We start from the raw sequence: 20176 nt of genomic DNA, 5'->3' as shown, positions 1-20176 counted from the left end.
CGGGGGTCCAGCTTGAACATTCGTAAATTTATCGGTGCCACCAGTCGCGACGCACTGCGTCTCGTGCGCGAAGCACTGGGCGCCGACGCGGTCGTGCTGTCCAATCGAACCATGGACGACGGCAGTGTCGAGATCGTCGCATTGGCCGACAGCGACCTCGCGGCGATCACGCCGAAGGCTCCGCGCGCCGATGTGAGCGCAGCGCACTCCGCATCGACGAATATGGTGGCCGCGCAAGCCGCTCCGCGCGCGATGTCCGCGGCTCAGCCGATGCAGGCCAATCCGTATGCGAGCGGCATGCCGGACGTGTTCTCGTCGGTGTTCGGCGCGAGCCCGGAAGCCGGGGCCGAGACGGCGGGCGGCTTCGCCGACTCGGCGCTCGCAGGCGGCCACGATGCGCAGCCTGCCGCGAGGATCGTTCCGAGTGCTGCGATGAATGCAGCGATGAATGCCGCCAAGCCGTCCGCCGCACAGGTCGACGCGCGCAAGGGCGCATCCGCGGCCACGGCCGCGGCGAATACGATGAACACGACAGCGGCGGCCGCGAAGCATTCGCCGGCGCCGCAATCGCAACAGATCCACGTCGGCCAGCCGAGCGCGCGCGCCGCAGCCGCGCGTCTGAACGACGACATGCGCGCCGATCTGCTGAAGGCCGCCGGCGTGCCGTCGACGTCCGCTGCATCCGCCTCCGATGTCGACGGGCCGCGCACGATGGCCGAGTCGAATCCGTGGCTGATCGATCACGCACGCCGCATCGCCGGCGAGCACGAATCGCACGGTGAATACGCCGCGCGTCCGGCAGCGATCACGCCGGCCGCCGCGATGGCCAGGGGCCTCGGCGCTGCCGTCGAACCCGGCCGCGCCACTGCACAGCAAGCGGACAACACCCCCGATTGGGCTCGCGAGGCTGCGCAAGTGGCCGCGCGCCGCGCTGCGCAGAAATTCGCGCCGTCGCCGTCTTCGTCTTCATCGCCGTCCTCCTCTTCCGCCGACGACGCGCGCACGCCCGCTGGCGTCGCCGAAGCGATCAAGGCGCGCATGGAGCAGGTCGTCAAGGAAACCGTGATGAGCGAGCTTTCGTCGCTGCGCGGCATGATGGAAGAACAGTTCGCGGGCCTCATGTGGGGCGACCGCCAGCGCCGCAATCCGTCGCACGGCGCGCTCACCAAGCATCTGTTCGCCGCCGGTTTCTCCGCGCAGCTCGTGCAGATGATGGTCGACAACCTGCCTGAAGACGTCGACAACATGGACGACGGCATGGACTGGGTGCGCTCGGTGCTGGCCTCGAACCTGCCCGTGATGGAAGACGAAGACACGCTGATGGAACGCGGCGGCGTCTTTGCGCTGATGGGCCCGACGGGCGTCGGCAAGACCACGACCACCGCGAAGCTCGCCGCGCGCTGCGTGATGCGCTTCGGCGCCAGCAAGGTTGCATTGCTCACCACCGACAGCTACCGGATCGGCGGCCACGAACAACTGCGCATTTTCGGCAAGATTCTCGGCGTGTCGGTTCACGCGGTGAAAGACAGCGCCGACCTGCAACTCGCGCTCTCCGAACTGCGCAACAAGCACATCGTGCTGATCGACACGATCGGCATGAGCCAGCGCGATCGCCTAGTCTCCGACCAGATCGCGATGCTGAGCCGCGCCGGTCAGCCGGTGCAGCGCCTGTTGCTGCTCAACGCAACGAGCCACGGCGACACGCTCAACGAAGTCGTGCAGGCGTATCAGCGCGGACCGGATCAACAGCCGCTCGCCGGCTGCATTCTGACCAAGCTCGACGAAGCCACCAACCTGGGCGGCGTGCTCGATACGGTGATCCGCTACAAGCTGCCGGTGCACTACGTGTCGACCGGTCAGAAGGTGCCGGAGAACCTGTACGTCGCGACCAAACGCTTCCTGCTCAAGAGCGCGTTCTGCATTCCGCGCGATCACTCGCCGTTCGTCCCGCATGACGACGACGTGCCCGCGTTGCTCTCCGCGCTTTCCGCGCGTTCGACCGCCGAACTGCATGAGGTTCGCTTTGGATAAGCTCGTCCCCGATCAGGCAGAAGGACTGCGGCGCCTCCTCGCGCGCAGCGGCTCGCGCGTGATTGCGGTGACCGGCGGGTCGATGGGCGCGGGCTGCACGACCACGGTGATCAATCTCGCCGCGGCGCTCGCGCAGCAAGGCAAGGACGTGCTCGTGCTCGACGAGCGCACGGGCGAAAAATCGGTGAGCGCGCTCGCCGGCAGCGTGCGCGGCGCGGGCAATTTTGTCGCCGTGATGCGCGGCGAGATGACGCTCGACGACGCCGCCACGCGGCATCCGCTCGGCTTCTCGGTGCTGGCCGCCGCGCGTGCGCATCGCGAGAGTTATAGCGCGGCGCAGTTCGGCGTGCTGCTGCATGGCTCGGCCGACGTCGTGCTGATCGATGCGCAACTGGATCAGCAAGGGCACCTGTCGGCGCTCGCGATGCAGGCGCACGACGTGATGATCGTCACGCGCATGGCCGCTCAGGCGATCACCGACGCATACGCGTGCATGAAGCGCCTGCACTACGCGCACGCGATCGCGCAGTTTCGCGTGCTGGTGAATCACGTGCAGAGCGTGGAAGACGCTCACACCGCTTTTGCAAACCTGGCCGGCGTGGCCAGCCGCTACCTCGCGGTGGCGCTCGAAGACGCCGGTTGCATTGCCGCCGATGCGCGGATGGCGCGAGCCGAAGAGTTGTCGCGTTGTGTCGTCGACGCATTTCCGTCGACACCGGCTGCGCGCGATTTCCGGCACCTCGCAGCCGAATTGCAGTACTGGCCGATGCGGCCAGCGATGTCGTCGCAAACGCCGTGGATGGCGCCTGCGACAGTTTCAGCGGCGCAACACGCCGACCAACCGTCTGCGCAGCACGCCTGAGTGGCGGCACAAGGACAAGGGGAGCACGATGTATAACGCTCAGGGAAAGATTTCCCAAGCCGATGTTTTGACGAAGTACGCACCGCTCGTGCGTCGGCTCGGCTTGCAGCTCGTGGCCAAGATGCCGGCCAGTGTCGATCTGGACGATCTGATCCAGGCCGGCATGATCGGCTTGCTCGATGCCGCGAGCCGCTATAAAGAAGATCAGGGCGCGCAGTTCGAGACGTACGCGAGCCAGCGGATTCGCGGCGCGATGCTCGACGAATTGCGCAGCAACGACTGGTTGCCGCGCAGCTTGCGGCGCACTTCGCGAGAAGTGGAAACAGCCGTGCACAAGGTCGAGCAGAATCTGGGCCGCTCGGCGAGCGAAACGGAGGTTGCCGAACACCTGCAAATGCCGCTCGACGAGTATCAGTCGATGCTGCAGGACCTGCACGGCAGCCAGCTGATCTACTACGAAGACTTCGACCGTTCCGCCGACGACGAACCGTTTCTCGACCGCTATTGCGTCGATCACTCGGACCCGCTTTCGGCCTTGCTCGACGACAGCTTGCGCTCGGCGCTCGTCGAGGCGATTGACCGCTTGCCGGAACGCGAGAAGCTCCTGATGTCGCTCTATTACGAGCGCGGCATGAACCTTCGCGAAATCGGCGCGGTGATGGAAGTCAGCGAGTCGCGCGTATGTCAGCTACACAGCCAGGCAGTGGCGCGTTTGCGCACGCGCCTGCGTGAAATGGCCTGGGCCAACGCCGAGGCGACGTGAGCGGCCGCCTCGCGCCGATGTATAACGAGGCGTAACAACGCAATAGCGAGGCAATAGCGTTACCGGTTGTGTGCCGGAGCATTTGCAAAGCGAGGGCGTTGCACACGCCGTTGCACACGCCCGTTGCATGCACCTTCTCTCAAGCGTCCGCCATTTCGTGCTCGGCCGCGAGCGCGAGAAAAGCGGAACGCGACATGCCGTGCGCCTGCGCGTATTTGTCGATCTCATGCACCAACGCCTCGGGTAACGAGATGTTGATGCGCACCGCCTTCTTGAGCGCGGGAATGTTCCGGGTCGTCACGAAGCCCCACGTGAAACCCGCGTAGTCAGGATTACGCCGATGCTCGTCCAGCGTCAGTCTTTCGGGAATCGGCAAGCCCTCGTCGAGCAGCGTATCCAGATGCGCCTCGATCGCTTCTTTCGCGTTCGCGTAAGCCTCTTCCAGCGTGTCTCCCGCCGAATGACAGCCCGGAATATCCGGCACGACGACGCCGAACGCGTGCTGTGCGTCGCCCGCCTCGATGCCGACCGGAAAGATCAAGTTTTTCATTTCAGCCCTGCCTGTTTCAAGATGCTGTTCAGCGTGCCGGGCGGAAGATCCCTTTTTGGATGAGGGATGGTCACGAGCCCGGCTTTGAATGCGTGCCGGAAATGGTGATGGCTGCCCGATATTCGGATTAGCCGCCAACCGGCCGCGTGAATCAGTTTGACTACCTCGCCGCTGTTCATACTGCACTCCTCGCATCATACACACGATTACACAACCTCGCTAGAGTGGAATTTGCTGCCGTGGGTGACGGCGCCTGGAAACCGGGCGCAAACGGCACCGCTGGTGGAGCAAAAACCTCGTTGGGGAAAAGGAAGATTTGATCGCTTGCGGCGGACTAATGCCACCTGGCCGGATGGCCAACGTGCAAGGAGAAGGCGAGCGCGAGTGCGCGAGGGGATTGAAAAACGAAAGGGCTCGTCATGGCGACGAGCCCTTTTTCGATGGCTTGGTGACGTGGCGTGACGTGGCCTGCCTCACCCTAGCCGTGGCTAGCGTTGGTCACGCTGAGGCTGCACTGCGCTCCCGCGCGCCGACAGCGTCGCCGGAAGACGCAGAGGCCTGAAGCCGGGCGGGATCTAAACCGCCGCTGCCCGCGCCGGAATACGACCATCCGGGCCATAGAAGCCGGCCTTCTTCGGCACCACCACCTGCAATGCTTCCAGCGCCCGCTGGTTGTAGTCCATGCGCACGCGAATCAGCTCACCGTTGTTCGTATTGGCGCGGCGCGCGCGTTCGGCGGCTTTTTGCAGCAGAGACCATTGCGCGGCGAGCCGCTCGTCCGTGCTGGCGGCGAGTTCCATGCCGGCCCAGCCGCCCGGAAAACCCATGCCGGCGAGCAGTTCGTCGCGGCGGGCCTCGAGCTGCGCGAGCTCGCCGATCAGCGCGGTCTTTTTCTCGATGACCGAGGGCAGCAGTTCGACCGGCGACAAGGCGGTAAGCGCCTTCGTCTCCAGCGTCAGAACCGAGGCGAACGCCTCGACGGCGGAATACTCTTCGATGAGGGTGGCAAGCAGGGCGTCTTTCATCTCAACAACTCGCTGAAAACGGCGGCTCGCGCTGGATTTGCGAGCCGGGTTTGTCGAACGCCGCCCGGCCATTCACCGTACTTCGATGCGTCGATTAATTGCCGGTCGACGAGGATTTGTTCTGCAACAGTTCGCGCGCGGTGCTCAGCACGCCGTCGGCGATCTTGCCGGAGTCGATCTGCAGCGTGCCGTCCTTGATGGCCTGCTTGATCGACTCGACGTGCGCCGTGTCGATGTCGGCCGAGCCGGACGCCGCGAGGCTGCGCAAATGCTGCGACAGACCCGACAGGCTGACGCTGGCGTCGCCCGAGCCGCTGGAACTGGTTTGCGAGGCAGTGCTCGCGGTCTGCGCGCCGCTGTTCGCGGGCGCCGCGTCGCCTTGCTGCGGGCGGGACACGGCATCTATCAACGTCGGCAGATTCGACTTGGTTTGGGAATCGACTTTCACGATTGGCTTCCTCTACGATTTGATTCTGATAACGGCAAGCGTCGATCAAAACTTTAGCGCAATCGCTCCAGCTTTTTCCTTGTCTATCAAGACGATCCGGCCCTGATACGGACGGCGCGGCGCAAACCCTCGCCACGCGCGGATCGTTGTGTTTCACAGTTGAATCTCCACCGTCGAACCGTCCTTGACGATGCCCGAGATGACCTGGCCGTTGGCGGTCTTCACGCGAACCTGCTGACCCGGCGACGCGTTGTTCATCGCGCTGCCTTCCGCCGAAATCGCAAAACCGTCGCCGGCCGCGACGACGCGCACGGTTTGTCCGATCGATACCGCCGACGCGCTTTTCAGCATGTCGCGGCGCAGCGGCATGCCGGCGGAAACGCGCGTCAACGTGACCGAGCCGAGAGCCTGCGACGGGTCGGTGACGATGGCCTGCGGCAAGCCCGTCAGATCGCCCTCGCGCGCGACGAGATCGGCGGCGGTGAGGACTTCACCGGCCGACATCGCGCGGCTCGCGAGGTAATACGTGGCGTGCAGCGAAACGCGCGCCTGCAGATAAATCGTCCACGGACGCTGGCCCGCGCAGCGCACACCGACGGTCACGCGGCCCCACAGGCGCGCGCCGCTCGGCATGAACGGCTCGAGCATCATGCAAGCCGCGAGACCGCGCGGAAACGCGGGCGCGACCGTGATGTCCACCTTGCCCGGCAATCCCGCCGATTGCTGTTGCAGGAACGCAAGCGCGACGGCCCGGATCGCTTCGGGGTCTTGCTGGCCGGGGAGCGGCGCGGGCTGCGCAGCGGCAGCCGCTGTCGTAGTCGCAGCCGTGCGCGGATTCTGTTGCGCGGGCGCGGATGCGACCGTTGCCGCTGGCGCTGGCGCAACCGCTGATGCAACGGCCCGCGTCGCCGACACGCGAGCAGCCGCGTTATTGGTGGAATTGGCCGACGCTTTAGAGCGCTGCGCGACCGGTTTGCCGTCCGCGCCGAACTGCGGCGGCTCGCCGCGCGATGCGAGCGTTTCGAAGCCGTCGCTCACCGAGGCGTCCGCCGATGCCGCAGTTCCCGAAACACCGACCGCTGCGCGGCTCATCGCGCTCGACGGCGCATTGACCGCGACCGGCTGAACGCCCGCGGCGTCTCTCGCGCTATTTGCCGGCGGCGCTGGCGTGACGACAACCGGCACGACGCGGCGCGAAGCCTGCATCGCATTAATACTGACGTTGGCGCGCGCGGGCGCATCGGCCGGACTTGCCGTATCGCCAAGGTTCGCCGAACCGCCACGGCCCGGCGCGGGAATAGTAACGACGCCGTTCGCATCCGGCTTGAAACTCGTGCGAATCATCTGCGGCGCGGCAGGCGTTTCGCCGGCGCCCGCAATGACAATCGAGCCGCTCGCATTAGCGGCGCGCGCGAATGGATCGGCGTCGCGCGTCGACGGGCCACGGCCCAGCGATTGCGCGGTGGCCGCGGCGAGCGTGGCCGCCGAGCCCGTGCGTTTTGCTGGCGTCGCCTGCATATGTTCTGCAAGCGCGGCGAGCGCCGCCGGGTTCTGTTCGTTGGGACCGGCAATCACGATCGGGCCGTCCGCCTCGCCAGCATGCGCAGCATTCGCGAACAGCGCGACGCCGCCAGCCACAGACACCGCCAGCGACGACCCCACCACGAGTCTCGCAACCACGCGCAACACGGCCGCACTCATACGATGCCCCGCCGCGCTTCTTGCGCGGGGCGTCGGATCGAAAGTGGGCTGGTCCATCGCGGTTCTCCATCGAATGCATTCGGTACGCCTTGCATTCTATTGAGCGTGCCCTTTGCGCAAACGTTGAATAGAAGCCCCCTTTCCCGGTTATTCGTCCGATTGCTGCTTGCGTGCCGCCCATAAGATGCACCTCATGCAAAAAGGCTTTCCCGCTCGATGCAGCCCTCACGCGAGGTGCACGGGAAGCCTCGGGACCGTTCTCCGGAGATTCTTATGCTGGACAAACTCGATGCCGAATTCGCCTTTGGACGTGAAGCGCTCGATGTGCGCGCTTACCGTCAGGAGCTCCTGTCGTCGAATATCGCCAATGCCGACACGCCCGGCTATAAGGCGCGCGACGTCGACTTCGCTTCGTCGCTTGCGGGCGCGCTGAAAAAGACCGGCGCGGCCGGGCACACCGCGTCGAACACCGCGACGCTGCCGCTCGCGCAACCGGCCGGCGTGACGAGCGGAATGTCGATGGCGGCGACCGCGCAGGGCCACATGCCCGGCAAGTCGACGTTGAGCCCCGCGGGCGGCTCGCCCGACGACTACCGCAATCTGCAATACCGCGTGCCGACGCAACCGGCGCTCGACGGCAATACCGTCGACCTGGACACCGAGCGCGTGCAGTTCGCGGACAACACGTTGCACTTCGAATCGGGCATGACGGTGCTGTCGAGCCAGATCAAGACGATGCTGTCGGCGATCCAGTCGGGCTCGTAAGCGGCTAACGGCCGGATAACGGTCCGCACGCAAGGTCCGCACGCAAAGCAACACGCAGTACGCAAGAACAATCGCTACGGGAACTCATTTGAAGCCGGCTCTAACCGGCAGGAAAGGTCAGCAAACATGCCTTCTTTGATGAACATATTTGGTGTTGCAGGCTCCGCGATGTCGGCGCAGTCGCAACGGCTCAACGTGACGGCGTCGAACCTCGCCAACGCCGACAGCACGACCGGCCCGGACGGTCAGCCGTACAAGGCCAAGCAGGTCGTGTTCGGGGTTGCGCCGATCGGCGGCGCACGCACGGGCTCCGGCCAGCAGGTCGGCGGCGTACAGGTCACCGGCGTGGTCGACGACCCGACGCCGATGAAGACCGCCTACGACCCCGGCAATCCGGCGGCCAACGCGGACGGCTACGTCACGCTGCCGAACGTCGATCCGGTGCAGGAAATGGTGAACATGATTTCGGCGTCGCGCTCGTACCAGGCCAACGTCGAGACGCTGAACACCGCCAAGACCCTGATGCTGAAAACGCTCACGATCGGAACCTGAGGAGAGCCCCTTGACCACCAGCACCACCATCGGCAACAACGGCACGACCGTGTCGCAAACGCTGCTCGATACGATGAACGGCACGAACAGCGCGTCCAGCTCGAGCAGCTCGACGAGTTCGACGTCCGGCACGTCCGGCACCTCGGCGACCGATCTGCAGAACACCTTCCTGAGCCTGCTCGTCGCGCAGTTGAAGAACCAGGACCCGACCAATCCGATGGACAGCTCGCAGATGACCTCGCAGCTCGCGCAGATCAACACCGTGTCCGGCATCAGCCAGTTGAACACGACGTTGAGCTCGCTCGCGACGCAGATGTCGGCAGGCCAGCAGTCGCAAGCCGCGCTGCTGATCGGCTCGACCGTGCTCGCGCCGGGAAGCTCGGTGTCGGTCGCGAGCGGCAAGGCCGGCGCGTTCGGCGTGCAGCTCGCCAATTCGGTGAACGACCTGCAAGTCGTCGTGAAGAACTCGGCGGGCCAGATCGTCAAGACGATCGATCTCGGCAAGCAGTCCGCGGGCACGATTCCGGTTGGCTGGACGCCGACCGACTCGGCCGGCAACGCGCTGCCCGACGGCAACTACACGATCAGCGCGGTCGGCACGATCAACGGCCAGCAGGCCACGGCTACCACGCTCGCAAGCTCGACGGTGCAAAGCGTCGTCATGCAGAGCAACGGTACGCCGGGCCTCGTGCTGTCGAACGGCACGACGGTCGGGCTGACCAACGTGGCCGCCATCCTTTGATCCAGATTCAGATTCAGTCAGTTACGACTTTCCAGACACGGAGACCGTCATGGGTTACCAACAAGGTTTGAGTGGTTTGTCCGCATCGTCGAGCGATCTCGACGTGATCGGCAACAACATCGCCAACGCGAATACCGTTGGCTTCAAGAGCGGCGCGGCGCAATTCGCCGACATGTACGCGAATTCGGTGGCGACGGCCGTGGGCAACCAGATCGGCATCGGCACGAAGCTCTCGGAAGTGCAGCAGCAGTTTTCGCAAGGCACGATCACGAGCACGAACCAGGCGCTCGACGTCGCCATCAACGGCAACGGCTTCTTCCAGTTGTCGAACAACGGCTCGCTCGTGTATTCGCGCAACGGCGTGTTCCAGCTCGACAAGAACGGCTTCATCACGAACGCGCAGGGCCTGCAACTGATGGGCTATGCGGCGAACAGCACGGGCGTCATCAACACCGCGCAGACCGTGCCGCTGAGCGTGCCGACCGCGAACATCGCGCCGAAGGCGACCACCAACATTGCCGCCGGCCTGAACCTGAACGCGCAAGACCCGCTGATGCTCGGCACGCCGAGCGTCACCGCGGCCACGACGAACGCGGGCACGCTGACCACGCCTGGCGCGACGATCACCAACACGGCGTCGGGCACGAACAAGGACAACTACACCGTCACGTTCACCAGCGCGACGGCCTACACGGTGACCGACACGACGCTCGGCACCTCGACGACCGGCACCTACACGGCCGGCTCGCCGATCTCGCTCGGCAACGGCCAGACGGTCACGTTCAACGGCGTGCCCGCGACCGGCGACAGCTACGCGATCGCGCCGACGCCGGTGGCCTTCAACCAGAACAGCTCGTCGACGTATAACTACTCGACCAGCACGACGGTCTACGACACGCTCGGCGGATCGCAGACGGTCAACATGTATTTCGCCAAGACCGCGGCCGGCACCTGGGACGTGTACGCCGGCGTGTCGACGGGCACCGCGTCGCTCGTGGGCCACGCGAACTTCAACTCGTCGGGCACGCTGCTCGGCACGACCGACGCTTCCGGCACGGCGACCACCACGCCGTACGTGTTCAACTTCTCGGTGCCGACCACCGACGGCTCGGCGACGCCCCAGGCGCTCACGCTCAACATTGCCGGCACCACGCAGTACGGCGGCAAGGACGGCGTGAACTCGCTGCAGCCCGACGGCTACGCGGCCGGTACGCTGACGAGCTTCACGATCGGCGCCGACGGCACGCTGACCGGCAACTACTCGAACCAGCAGACGGCGGCGCTCGGCCAGATCGTGCTCGCCAACTTCTCGAACCAGAACGGTCTCGTGAACCTCGGCAACAACGAATTCCAGCAGACGTCGCAATCGGGCGTCGCGCAGATTTCGGCGCCGGGTTCGACCAATCACGGCGTGCTGCAAGGCGGCGCGGTCGAGAACTCGAACGTGGATCTGACGAGCGAACTGGTGGACCTGATCACCGCGCAACGCAACTATCAGGCGAACGCGCAGACGATCAAGACGCAGCAGACCGTCGACCAGACGCTCATCAACCTGTAAGCGAGCAGGACGGACCCATCATGGATCGGCTGATCTACACCGCGATGTCGGGCAGCACACAAGCGCTCGAACAGCAGGCCATCGTTGCGAACAATCTGGCGAACGCGTCGACCACCGGTTTTCGCGCGCAGCTGGCGACTTTTCGCGCCGTGCCGATGTCGTTCGGCGACGGCAGTTCGATCAACGACAACACCACGCGTACCTTCGTGCTGTCGTCGACGCCGGGCGCGGACTACACGCCCGGCCCGATCCAGCAGACGGGCAATCCACTCGACGTCGCCATCGAAGGGCCGGGTTGGCTCGCCGTGCAAACCGCCGACGGCAACGAGGCCTACACGCGCGCCGGCAATCTTCACGTCGACCAGAACGGCCAGCTCGTGAACGCCACGAATCAGGTGGTGCTCGGCAACGGCGGGCCGATCTCGGTGCCGCCGGGTGCGCAGATCACCATCGGCCATGACGGCACGGTGACCGCGCTCACGCCGGGCGATCCGCCGACCGCTGTGGTGACGATCGATCAGCTCAAGCTGGTCAATCCCGATCCGCAAACGCTGACGCGCGGCGACGACGGCCTGTTTCGCACCGCCGACGGCAATCCCGCCGACGCCGATCCGGCCGTGGCGGTCGCCCCGGCATCGCTTGAAGGAAGCAACGTGAATCCGGTTAGCGCGATGGTCTCGATGATCACCAACGCGCGCCAGTTCCAGATGCAGACCAAGCTGCTGGAAAGCGCCGACAAGAACGATCAGTCGGCTAACCAGTTGCTGAGCTTTAGCTAACGGGCCGCTCACGCGCCCCTGGAGAGAGAAAGAATATGAATCGCTCACTTTACATCGCCGCTACCGGCATGAATGCGCAACAGTCGCAGATGGACGTGATCTCGAACAACCTCGCGAACGTCAGCACCAACGGCTTCAAGGGCTCGCGCGCGGTGTTCGAGGATCTGCTGTATCAGACCGTCCGCCAGCCTGGCGCGAACTCGACGCAGAACACCGAATTGCCGTCCGGCATCCAGCTCGGCACGGGTGTCCAGCAGGTCGCCACCGAGCGTCTGTACACGCAGGGCAATCTGCAGCAAACGGGCAACTCGAAAGACGTCGCCATCAACGGCCAGGGCTTTTTCCAGGTGCAGATGCCCGACGGCACCACGGCCTATACGCGCGACGGCTCGTTCCAGACCAACGCGCAAGGCCAGCTCGTCACGTCGAGCGGCTACCAGGTGATCCCGGCGATCACGGTGCCGACCAACGCGACGTCGCTGACCATCGGCAGCGACGGCGTGGTGTCGATCACGGTTGCGGGCTCGACCAACAGCCAGCAGCTCGGCTCGATGCAGATCGCGACCTTCATCAACCCGGCTGGTCTCGACGCGAAGGGTGAAAACCTGTTCGCGGAAACGGCATCGTCGGGTGCGCCGAACGTCGCGCAGCCTGGCCTGAACGGCGCGGGCACGCTGAATCAGGGCTACGTGGAAGCATCGAACGTGAACGTGGTGCAGGAACTGGTGAACATGATCCAGACGCAGCGCGCTTACGAAATCAACAGCAAGGCCGTGACGACGTCCGACCAGATGTTGCAGACGCTTAGCCAGATGCAGATTTAACGCGGTAGCCAGCAGGAATTAACAGGCGGTAATCAAGATGTCGTACTTCACTCGTAATCCGGTTCGTTCGCGCATGGCCGCGGCGCTCGTGCAGCTCACGCTGCTCGCCGCGCTCGGCGGTTGCGGCCTCGTGCCGAAGCAGCCGATCACGCAGCAGCCGATGACGGCCATGCCGCCGATGCCGCCGCAAGCGCAGTCGCCCGGCTCGATCTACAACCCGGGTTACGCGGGCCGGCCGTTGTTCGAAGACCAGCGGCCGCGCAATGTCGGCGACATCCTGACGATCGTGATTCAGGAAAACGTCAACGCGACGAAGTCTTCCGGCGCGGGCGTGAACCGCAACGGCACGACGAGCTTCGACGTGCCGACGGCGGGCTTCCTCGGCGGCCTGTTCGGCAAGGCGAACCTGAGCGCGAGCGGCGCCAACAAGTTCACCTCGACAGGCGGCGCTAACGCGTCGAACACGTTCAACGGCACGATCACCGTGACGGTGACCGGTGTGCTGCCGAACGGCAATCTGATGGTCAGCGGCGAAAAGCAGATGCTGATCAACCAGGGCAACGAGTTCGTGCGCTTCTCGGGCGTCGTCAATCCGAACACGATCTCGAATCTGAACGCCGTGTACTCCACGCAGGTGGCCGACGCCAAAATCGAATACTCCGCGAAGGGCTATGTCGACGAAGCGGAGAACATGGGCTGGCTGCAACGCTTCTTCCTTAACGTGTCGCCGTGGTGATCATGGGTACTGTTTCATTCCGCTTCTCAGCGCTTGCCGGCAGGATCGGCCGGACGCTCGCCTTCGTCGCGCTCGCGTGTGCGGCGCTGCCGGCGGCGACGCCCGCTCATGCGGAGCGTCTGAAAGACCTCGTGCAGATCCAGGGCGTGCGCGACAATCCGCTGATCGGCTACGGCCTCGTCGTCGGTCTCGACGGCACGGGCGACCAGACCACGCAAACGCCGTTCACGACGCAGACGCTCGCCAACATGCTGGCGAACCTCGGCATCTCGATCAACAACCAGGCGGCCGGTTCGAGCAACCAGCAATCGTCGCTGTCGAACATCCAGTTGAAGAACGTCGCCGCGGTGATGGTGACGGCGGTGCTGCCGCCGTTCGCGCGTCCGGGCGAACAGATCGACATCACGGTGTCGTCGCTCGGCAATGCGAAGAGCCTGCGCGGCGGCACGCTTTTGCTCACGCCGCTCAAGGGCGCCGACGGCCAGGTGTACGCGCTCGGCCAGGGCAATCTCGCGGTCGGCGGCGCGGGCGCAAGCGCGAACGGCAGCAAGGTGCAGGTCAATACGCTGGCGGCGGGCCGCATTGCGGGCGGCGCGATCGTCGAACGCGCGGTGCCGACCTCGGTATCGCAAGCGGGCACGATGCAGCTCGACCTGAACGAAATGGACTACGACACCACGCAGCGTGTCGTGGCCGCGGTGAACAACGCATTCGGCGGCGGCACGGCGACGGCGCTCGACGGCCGCACGATTCAACTGCGCGCGCCGAGCGATCCCGAGCAGCAGGTCGCCTTCATGGCGCAGTTGCAGAACCTTGATGTGAAACCGGCGCAAGCAGCCGCGAAGGTGATTCTCAACGCGCGCACCGGCTCCATCGTGATGAACCAGATGGTCACGCTGCAGAGCTGCGCGGTCGCGCACGGCAATCTGTCGGTCGTGATCAACACGCAGCCGGTGGTGAGCCAGCCCGGCGCGTTCTCGAACGGCCAGACGGTCGTCGCAAAGCAGTCGCAGATTCAGATGAAGCAGGACAACGGCGCACTCAAGATGGTGACGGCCGGCGCGAACCTCGCCGAAGTCGTGAAGGGGCTCAACGCATTGGGTGCGACGCCCGCGGATCTCATGTCGATCCTGCAGGCGATGAAAGCGGCGGGCGCTCTGCGCGCCGACCTGGAAATCATCTAAGGAAGACAGCAGATGAATTCGGATACGACCAATTCCGCCGCGGCGGCGAACGATCTCAGCCAGCGCTTCGCGCTCGACGTGCAGGGTTTCGCGAAGCTGAGCGCGCAGGCGAAGGCATCGCCGCAAGCCGGCATGAAAGTGGCCGCGCAGCAGTTCGACGCGGTCTTCACGCAGATGATGCTCAAGAGCATGCGCGATGCGACGCCGCAGGACGGCCCGTTCGACTCGCATGACACGGCCACCTTCACGTCGATGATGGACCAGCAGTTGTCGCAGCATCTGTCGCAGAAGGGAATCGGCGTGGCCGACGCGATGCTCAAGCAGTTGATGCGCAACCAGGGCATGCAGGTAAGCGGCGTCAATGGAGCCAATGGCGCAGGCGGCTTTGCCGGCATGGCCAATGCGCTCGGCGGCGGCAGCGGCGGCGACGAAGGCCAGACCGCGGCGCTCAACGCGCTCGCCAAGGCATACGGCAATGCGCAAGCGAACGGTCAGCTCGCGATGGGCAAGGGCTACTCGGCCAACAGCGCGCTCACGCCGCCGTTAAAGGGCGACGGCAGCTCGCCGAAGGTCGACGCTTTCGTCGACAAGCTCGCGGGTCCGGCGCAGGCCGCGAGCGCCGCGACCGGCATTCCGGCGCGCTTCATCATCGGCCAGGCCGCGCTCGAATCCGGCTGGGGCAAGAGCGAGATCAAGAAGGCGGACGGCACGACGAGCCACAACGTGTTCGGCATCAAGGCGACGAAGGACTGGACCGGCAAGACGGTTTCCACGCTCACCACCGAGTATGTGCACGGCAAGCCGCAGCGCGTGGTCGAGAAATTCCGCGCGTATGACTCGTATCAGGAAGCCATGACCGATTACGCGAGCCTGCTCAAGGGTAATCCGCGTTACGCGCAGGTCATCAATTCCGCGCATGACGTAAAGGGTTTTGCCAACGGCATGCAGCGCGCCGGTTATGCAACCGATCCGCATTACGCGAAAAAGCTGATGTCGATTATGGACAAGATGGGTTGAAGAGAGCATGCGACGGGGCCACGCGCGTGACAAGACGGAAGAGGCCGGCTGCCGGAGGGCAGCCGGTCTACCCGCGAAACCGGGTGTGAAAACCGGCGCGGCCAATAAACGTGGTTAAAAAACGGCCGACGATTTACCGACGCGTTATCGGCGAGTTACCCGAGCTTTAACGTTTGCGCGAAGCGACTCTAAATAATTCATTGGGCGCCCCTAAATTTTAGCGGGATACTGCCGCTAATCCGTTAGAGCCCATACCGGAAGCGTCAATGTCCGGTTGAATGCGCGTGCCGCGGTCCGCAGAAAAAAGACCGCCCGAAAGCCCCGGCAGGAGCTCTGGCACGTGCCCGCAAGAACATGCATACCGGCAAGCCCATGGAAACCAATCAGTCGAACGGCCAAACCGACACGCAGATGCAGCCGCACGTTCCGTTAGACGACAGCGCCCACGATTTCGGCCGTCGTAATCCGCTGGAAATCGGCGTTCAATTGCGCAATCTCGTCAATCGGGGCGACTTCCTCACCGTGCAATACGCGGGCGGCCAACTGGTCACGCGCCTGCTCGACGTCGATGTGCGCGGCCGCACCTTCACGTTCGACTGGGGCGCGTTGTCGGATCAGAACCGCGGTCTGCTCGCCGCCGCGAGCTGCCAGTTTCACGCGGCGCCCGAGGGCGTGCGCATGGAGTTCGGCACAGGCACGCCGCGCGAGACGCGTTTCGAGGGACTGCCCGCATTCGAAGCGGACTTTCCGGAAGTGCTGTTCTATGTGCAACGCCGCGAGTATTTCCGCGTCGACGCACCGATTCTCGATCCGTATGTATGCACCGGCCGTCTGCCGGAAGGCGATTCTTTCCGCTTCGAAGTGCACGACCTGTCGCTCGGCGGCGTCGGCATGCGCACCGCCGACGAGCGTGTGGCGGAACTGCCCATGGGCACGCGTCTGGACGACTGCGAACTGGTGCTCGGCTCATTGGGGCGCCTGTCGCTCGATCTGCAGCTCGTGTCGCATCGGTCGCTCGCGCTGCCTAACGGCACGCAGCGTTACCAGCTCGGCTTCCGTTTTCTGACGCTGCCGGGCAGCGCGGAAAACACGCTGCAGCGTCTCATCACGCAACTCGAAATGAAGCGCCGCTCGCTCGTTCGCTAACGGACGGGCGGGAGCAGAGGCGAAGCAGAAGCGAAGCGCGCGGGGTGTATGCAGGCCCGCGCCGCATCGGCCTCGCAAACGTTGCATCAACGTTGAACCAAAGTCTCACAAGCGTCGTGAATGGCCTCAATTTTCCGTCGCAAAAGCCGTTAAACAGTCTGTTCAAGTAACGCGGCGGCATGTGTACGGTGTCGCCCTTCAGGATGACGCATGTCCAATCTCATCAATCTCGGCCTCAGTGGACTGAACGCAGCCCAGTGGGGACTCACGACGACCGGCCAGAACATCAGCAATGCGTCGACGCCGGGCTACACCATTGAAACGCCGGTCTTCGCGGAAACGGGCGGCCAGTACACGGGTTCGGGCTTCCTGCCGCAGGGCGTCTCGACCGTCACCGTCACGCGTCAATACAGCCAGTATCTGACGACGCAGCTCAACAACGCGCAGTCGTCGAGCAGCTCGCTGGCCACCTACAACTCGTTGATCTCGCAACTGAACAATCTGGTCGGCAGCCCGACTGCCGGCCTTGCCAGTGCGATCACGGGTTATTTCACGGGCATGCAGAACGTCTCGAACAATGCTTCGAGCCTCGCCACGCGCCAGACGGCGATGAGCGGCGCGCAGACGCTCGCGAACCAGATTAACGCCGCCGGCCAGCAATACGATGCGCTGCGCGAAAGCGTCAACACGCAGTTGAGCAACACGGTTTCGCAGATCAATAGCTACACGCAGCAGATCGCGCAGTTGAACGGCCAGATTTCCGCTGCCAGCACGCAAGGCCAGCCGCCGAACCAGTTGCTGGATCAGCGCGACCTCGCCGTGTCGAATCTGTCGCAACTGATCGGCGTGCAGGTCGTCAACAGCAACGGCAGCTACGGCGTGTTCATGAGCAACGGCCAGCCGCTCGTGTCGGGCGGCAACAGCTTCAACCTGGGTACAGCGCCTTCGACGGGCGATTCGAGCGAACTGTCCGTGCAGTACCTCGGCCAGGCGGGCGCGAATCCGGCCGCGGCGCCGCAAATTCTGCCGGACAGCAAGATTGACGGCGGCACGCTCGGCGGTCTCCTCGCGTTCCGCAGCCAGACGCTCGATCCGGCGGAAGCGCAGCTCGGCGCGATCGCCGTCAGCTTCGCGTCGCAGGTCAATGCGCAGAACGCGCTCGGCATTACGCTCGCAGGCGTGCAGGGCGGCGCGCTGTTCTCCGTCGGCGGCCCGACCGTCTACGCGAACACGCAGAACACCGGCAATGCGTCGCTCAACGTGTCGTTCGCGAACCCCGCGCAGCCGACCACCGGCGACTACACGCTCGCCTACAACGGCACCGGCTACACGCTGACCGACAATTCGACGGGCACCGTGGTCGGTACCGCGGCGAACCTGAGCCAGCCGATCAACGGCCTGAACTTTTCGACCACCGGCACGATGAATCCCGGCGATTCGTTCACGGTCGAACCGACCCGCGGCGCGTTGAACAGTTTCGCGACCGTGACCACGGACGGCTCCGCAATCGCAGCCGCATCGCCGGTACTCGGCTCGGCCGCGTCGACCAACACCGGCACCGGCGCGATCTCGCAAGGCACGGTCACGGCCGGCTACACGATGCCGAGTTCGACCACCACGCTCACCTACAACGGCACGGGCCTCACCGGCTTCCCGGTCGGCTCGACGGTGACGGTGGCCGGTTCACCGGCAACCACGTATCCGATCACGAGCGCGACGACCGTCGTGCCGTATTCGTCGGCGACCGGCGCGAGTCTCACGATCAACAACACGACGGCCGGCCAGATGGACAAGGTCTCGGTGACGATCAGCGGCGTGCCTTCTGCCGGCGACAAGTTCACCATCGGCCCGAACAGCGGTGCGAACAACGACGGCCGCAACGCGCTTGCGCTGTCGAACCTGTCCACGGCGAAATCGATGAACGGCGGCACGGTCACGCTGACGGGCGCGTATGCAAACTACGTCAACGACATCGGCAACCAGACGAACCAGATCCAGACTTCGAGCACGGCTCAGGCTTCGCTCGTGACGCAGATCACCACCGCGCAGCAGTCGGTGTCGGGCGTCAACATCAACGAAGAAGCAGCCAATCTGCTTCAGTATCAGCAGCTCTATCAGGCGAACAGCAAAGTCATTCAGACCGCGCAGACCCTGTTCCAGACGCTGCTCGGCATCTTCCAGTGAGGCGTTGAACATGCGCATCTCCAGCACGCAGTACTTCACCATGAACGTCGCGACGATGAGCGATCAGCAAGCTCAGTTGTCGCAGCTTTACGCGCAGATCTCGAGCGGCGTGAGCCTTTCCACGCCGTCGGACAATCCGCTCGGCGCGGCGCAGGCCGTGCAATTGAGCTCGACGGCGACGACTCTCGCGCAGTACACGAGCAACCAGAACACGGCGCTCGCGTCGCTGCAGCTCGAATCGACGACGCTCGGCAGCGTGACCGACGTGCTGCAAAAAGTCCACACGCTCGTGCTGAACGCCGGCGACGGTGCGCTGAACAACGGCGACCGCGGCTCCATCGCAACGGAACTGCAAAGCTTGCGCAGCCAGTTGATGACGCTTGCCAACGCAACCGATCCGCAGGGCAACTACCTGTTCGCCGGCTATCAAAGCAGTGCGCAGCCGTACAACACGAATTCGGCCGGCGTGGTCACCTATTCGGGCGACACCGGCATCCCGGCCGTGCAGATCACCGACTCGCACCTCGTGCAGACCTCGGACAACGGCACTTCGATCTTCAGCAGCGTCGCGCCCATCGGCACGAGCTCGGTTCCGGCGGGGGCCGCGGCTAACACGGGCACGGGCGTCATCGGTACGGTGAGCCTCAATAACCCGACCGATCCGACGAACAACAACACGTACTCGATCAACTTCTCGTCGTCGACGACTTACACCGTCAGCCAGACCGATCCGGCGACCGGCGCGGTCACGACGAGCGGCCCGCAAGCCTTCACCGCAGGCTCGGCGATCACGCTCGGCGGCCAGTCGGTGACGATCAGCGGCGCGCCGAATGCGGGCGACAGCTTCTCCGTCACACCGGCCACGCAAGGCAGCATGGACGTGTTCGCGAACCTGAGCCAGTTGATCAGCACGCTGCAATCGCCGATCTCGGGCGGTGCGTCGACGGCGAGCTACCAGAGCGCGCTCGTCACCAGCATGACGCAGCTCGAGAACACGATCAACAACGTCGTGACCGCGACGGCGACCGTGGGCGGACGCTCGCAGGAAGTGCAGGCGCTGCAGAAGGTGACGCAAAACAATACGCTGCAAACGGCGAGCAACCTGTCGGATCTGACGCAGACGGACATGATCAAGACCGTCGGCAAATACACGCTGGCGCAGAACGCGTTGCAAGCGGCACAGCAGGCGTTCGTGAAGATTCAGAACTTGTCGTTGTTCCAGTACCTGAACTGATCGCGCGGGCGGCGAGCCGCTCAAATGAAGAAGGGCGGAACCGGTGTGAGCCGGGTGCGCCCGTGCTGTTTTTGG

20 protein-coding genes are annotated in these 20176 nt (G+C 64.5%); 15 read left to right on the top strand and 5 right to left on the bottom strand.

The genetic code is table 11. From position 1 onward, the window contains the following. Positions 1–12 precede the first annotated feature (12 nt). The 3 genes from flhF to P0D87_RS08415 are packed head-to-tail and all read left to right on the top strand — an operon-like array spanning position 13 to position 3656. On the top strand, positions 13–2031 hold the full coding sequence (gene flhF / locus P0D87_RS08425; RefSeq protein WP_053858874.1) for a flagellar biosynthesis GTPase FlhF: 2019 nt from the start codon (positions 13–15) through the stop codon (positions 2029–2031). Then, the gene (locus P0D87_RS08420) at positions 2024–2893 is read left to right on the top strand and encodes a nucleotide-binding protein (RefSeq protein ID WP_006050912.1); all 870 of its coding nucleotides are present in this window, start codon (positions 2024–2026) and stop codon (positions 2891–2893) included. Before flhF ends, P0D87_RS08420 begins: the two co-directional genes overlap by 8 nt. A 28-nt stretch (positions 2894–2921) precedes the next feature. After that, positions 2922–3656 carry an RNA polymerase sigma factor FliA gene (locus tag P0D87_RS08415; protein ID WP_006050913.1) on the top strand — a complete coding sequence of 245 codons (735 nt, stop codon included), beginning with the start codon at positions 2922–2924 and terminating at the stop codon, positions 3654–3656. Between the two features lie 139 nt (positions 3657–3795). Here P0D87_RS08415 and P0D87_RS08410 read toward each other — a convergent pair whose 3' ends face one another. The 5 genes from P0D87_RS08410 to flgA form a co-directional block, all read right to left on the bottom strand. Further along, positions 3796–4206: a type II toxin-antitoxin system HicB family antitoxin gene (locus P0D87_RS08410; RefSeq protein WP_006050914.1), complete on the bottom strand. Its 411-nt coding sequence runs from the start codon at positions 4204–4206 to the stop codon at positions 3796–3798. Then, positions 4203–4385: a type II toxin-antitoxin system HicA family toxin gene (locus P0D87_RS08405; RefSeq protein WP_006050915.1), complete on the bottom strand. Its 183-nt coding sequence runs from the start codon at positions 4383–4385 to the stop codon at positions 4203–4205. The genes P0D87_RS08410 and P0D87_RS08405 overlap by 4 nt, the downstream gene beginning before the upstream one ends. A 396-nt stretch (positions 4386–4781) precedes the next feature. Further along, positions 4782–5231 (bottom strand): flagella synthesis protein FlgN, encoded by a 450-nt coding sequence (locus tag P0D87_RS08400; protein ID WP_006050916.1) that lies wholly within the window; start codon positions 5229–5231, stop codon positions 4782–4784. 94 nt (positions 5232–5325) lie between these two features. Then, positions 5326–5679: a flagellar biosynthesis anti-sigma factor FlgM gene (flgM, locus tag P0D87_RS08395; RefSeq protein WP_408636780.1), complete on the bottom strand. Its 354-nt coding sequence runs from the start codon at positions 5677–5679 to the stop codon at positions 5326–5328. A 153-nt stretch (positions 5680–5832) separates the two neighbouring features. Beyond that, on the bottom strand, positions 5833–7437 hold the full coding sequence (flgA, locus tag P0D87_RS08390) for a flagellar basal body P-ring formation chaperone FlgA (protein WP_053858873.1): 1605 nt from the start codon (positions 7435–7437) through the stop codon (positions 5833–5835). A gap of 216 nt (positions 7438–7653) precedes the next feature. Between flgA and flgB the strand changes: the two genes are divergently transcribed. The 12 genes from flgB (at position 7654) to flgL (ending at position 20101) form a co-directional block, all read left to right on the top strand. Beyond that, a complete protein-coding gene (gene flgB, locus P0D87_RS08385) occupies positions 7654–8145 on the top strand; it encodes a flagellar basal body rod protein FlgB (RefSeq protein ID WP_029970947.1) in 492 nt (163 codons plus the stop codon). A gap of 126 nt (positions 8146–8271) precedes the next feature. After that, positions 8272–8697 carry a flagellar basal body rod protein FlgC gene (flgC, locus tag P0D87_RS08380; protein WP_029970946.1) on the top strand — a complete coding sequence of 142 codons (426 nt, stop codon included), beginning with the start codon at positions 8272–8274 and terminating at the stop codon, positions 8695–8697. Positions 8698–8707: 10 nt separating this feature from the next. Beyond that, the gene (gene flgD, locus P0D87_RS08375; RefSeq protein WP_006050921.1) at positions 8708–9439 is read left to right on the top strand and encodes a flagellar hook assembly protein FlgD; all 732 of its coding nucleotides are present in this window, start codon (positions 8708–8710) and stop codon (positions 9437–9439) included. Between the two features lie 49 nt (positions 9440–9488). Further along, positions 9489–10997, top strand: a complete 1509-nt coding sequence (locus tag P0D87_RS08370) for a flagellar hook protein FlgE (protein ID WP_006050922.1) — start codon at positions 9489–9491, stop codon at positions 10995–10997. Between the two features lie 20 nt (positions 10998–11017). After that, positions 11018–11776, top strand: coding sequence for a flagellar basal-body rod protein FlgF (gene flgF, locus P0D87_RS08365; RefSeq protein WP_006050923.1), 759 nt, complete (start codon positions 11018–11020; stop codon positions 11774–11776). A gap of 35 nt (positions 11777–11811) precedes the next feature. Then, positions 11812–12600, top strand: coding sequence for a flagellar basal-body rod protein FlgG (gene flgG, locus P0D87_RS08360; protein ID WP_006050924.1), 789 nt, complete (start codon positions 11812–11814; stop codon positions 12598–12600). 37 nt (positions 12601–12637) lie between these two features. Beyond that, positions 12638–13336: a flagellar basal body L-ring protein FlgH gene (flgH, locus tag P0D87_RS08355; protein ID WP_006050925.1), complete on the top strand. Its 699-nt coding sequence runs from the start codon at positions 12638–12640 to the stop codon at positions 13334–13336. A 2-nt stretch (positions 13337–13338) separates the two neighbouring features. Continuing rightward, entirely contained in the window at positions 13339–14520 is a 1182-nt protein-coding gene (locus P0D87_RS08350; RefSeq protein WP_029970942.1) for a flagellar basal body P-ring protein FlgI, read from the top strand. 12 nt (positions 14521–14532) lie between these two features. Beyond that, positions 14533–15537 (top strand): flagellar assembly peptidoglycan hydrolase FlgJ, encoded by a 1005-nt coding sequence (flgJ, locus tag P0D87_RS08345; protein WP_053858872.1) that lies wholly within the window; start codon positions 14533–14535, stop codon positions 15535–15537. 411 nt (positions 15538–15948) lie between these two features. Beyond that, entirely contained in the window at positions 15949–16683 is a 735-nt protein-coding gene (locus P0D87_RS08340; protein ID WP_488260112.1) for a flagellar brake protein, read from the top strand. A gap of 210 nt (positions 16684–16893) precedes the next feature. Continuing rightward, a complete protein-coding gene (gene flgK / locus P0D87_RS08335) occupies positions 16894–18867 on the top strand; it encodes a flagellar hook-associated protein FlgK (protein ID WP_053858871.1) in 1974 nt (657 codons plus the stop codon). Between the two features lie 10 nt (positions 18868–18877). Then, positions 18878–20101, top strand: coding sequence for a flagellar hook-associated protein FlgL (gene flgL, locus P0D87_RS08330; RefSeq protein WP_053858870.1), 1224 nt, complete (start codon positions 18878–18880; stop codon positions 20099–20101). Positions 20102–20176: the final 75 nt, after the last annotated feature.

The sequence above is a fragment of the Paraburkholderia sp. RL17-368-BIF-A genome (genome assembly GCF_046054045.1).
Lineage (GTDB): Bacteria > Pseudomonadota > Gammaproteobacteria > Burkholderiales > Burkholderiaceae > Paraburkholderia > Paraburkholderia graminis.
The sequence above is the reverse complement of the archived record's forward strand: the minus strand, read 5'-3'. Positions and strand labels throughout refer to the sequence as shown.

Excerpts from the sequence above, each read along its gene's own strand:
- P0D87_RS08415 (WP_006050913.1), top strand. The coding sequence starts at position 2,922 with ATGTATAACGCTCAGGGAAAGATTTCCCAAGCCGATGTTTTGACGAAG.
- P0D87_RS08410 (WP_006050914.1), bottom strand. The coding sequence starts at position 4,206 with ATGAAAAACTTGATCTTTCCGGTCGGCATCGAGGCGGGCGACGCACAG.
- P0D87_RS08405 (WP_006050915.1), bottom strand. The coding sequence starts at position 4,385 with ATGAACAGCGGCGAGGTAGTCAAACTGATTCACGCGGCCGGTTGGCGG.
- P0D87_RS08400 (WP_006050916.1), bottom strand. The coding sequence starts at position 5,231 with ATGAAAGACGCCCTGCTTGCCACCCTCATCGAAGAGTATTCCGCCGTC.
- flgA (WP_053858873.1), bottom strand. The coding sequence starts at position 7,437 with ATGGACCAGCCCACTTTCGATCCGACGCCCCGCGCAAGAAGCGCGGCG.
- flgB (WP_029970947.1), top strand. The coding sequence starts at position 7,654 with ATGCTGGACAAACTCGATGCCGAATTCGCCTTTGGACGTGAAGCGCTC.
- flgC (WP_029970946.1), top strand. The coding sequence starts at position 8,272 with ATGCCTTCTTTGATGAACATATTTGGTGTTGCAGGCTCCGCGATGTCG.
- P0D87_RS08370 (WP_006050922.1), top strand. The coding sequence starts at position 9,489 with ATGGGTTACCAACAAGGTTTGAGTGGTTTGTCCGCATCGTCGAGCGAT.
- flgF (WP_006050923.1), top strand. The coding sequence starts at position 11,018 with ATGGATCGGCTGATCTACACCGCGATGTCGGGCAGCACACAAGCGCTC.
- flgG (WP_006050924.1), top strand. The coding sequence starts at position 11,812 with ATGAATCGCTCACTTTACATCGCCGCTACCGGCATGAATGCGCAACAG.
- flgH (WP_006050925.1), top strand. The coding sequence starts at position 12,638 with ATGTCGTACTTCACTCGTAATCCGGTTCGTTCGCGCATGGCCGCGGCG.
- P0D87_RS08350 (WP_029970942.1), top strand. The coding sequence starts at position 13,339 with ATGGGTACTGTTTCATTCCGCTTCTCAGCGCTTGCCGGCAGGATCGGC.
- flgJ (WP_053858872.1), top strand. The coding sequence starts at position 14,533 with ATGAATTCGGATACGACCAATTCCGCCGCGGCGGCGAACGATCTCAGC.
- P0D87_RS08340 (WP_488260112.1), top strand. The coding sequence starts at position 15,949 with ATGCAGCCGCACGTTCCGTTAGACGACAGCGCCCACGATTTCGGCCGT.
- flgK (WP_053858871.1), top strand. The coding sequence starts at position 16,894 with ATGTCCAATCTCATCAATCTCGGCCTCAGTGGACTGAACGCAGCCCAG.
- flgL (WP_053858870.1), top strand. The coding sequence starts at position 18,878 with ATGCGCATCTCCAGCACGCAGTACTTCACCATGAACGTCGCGACGATG.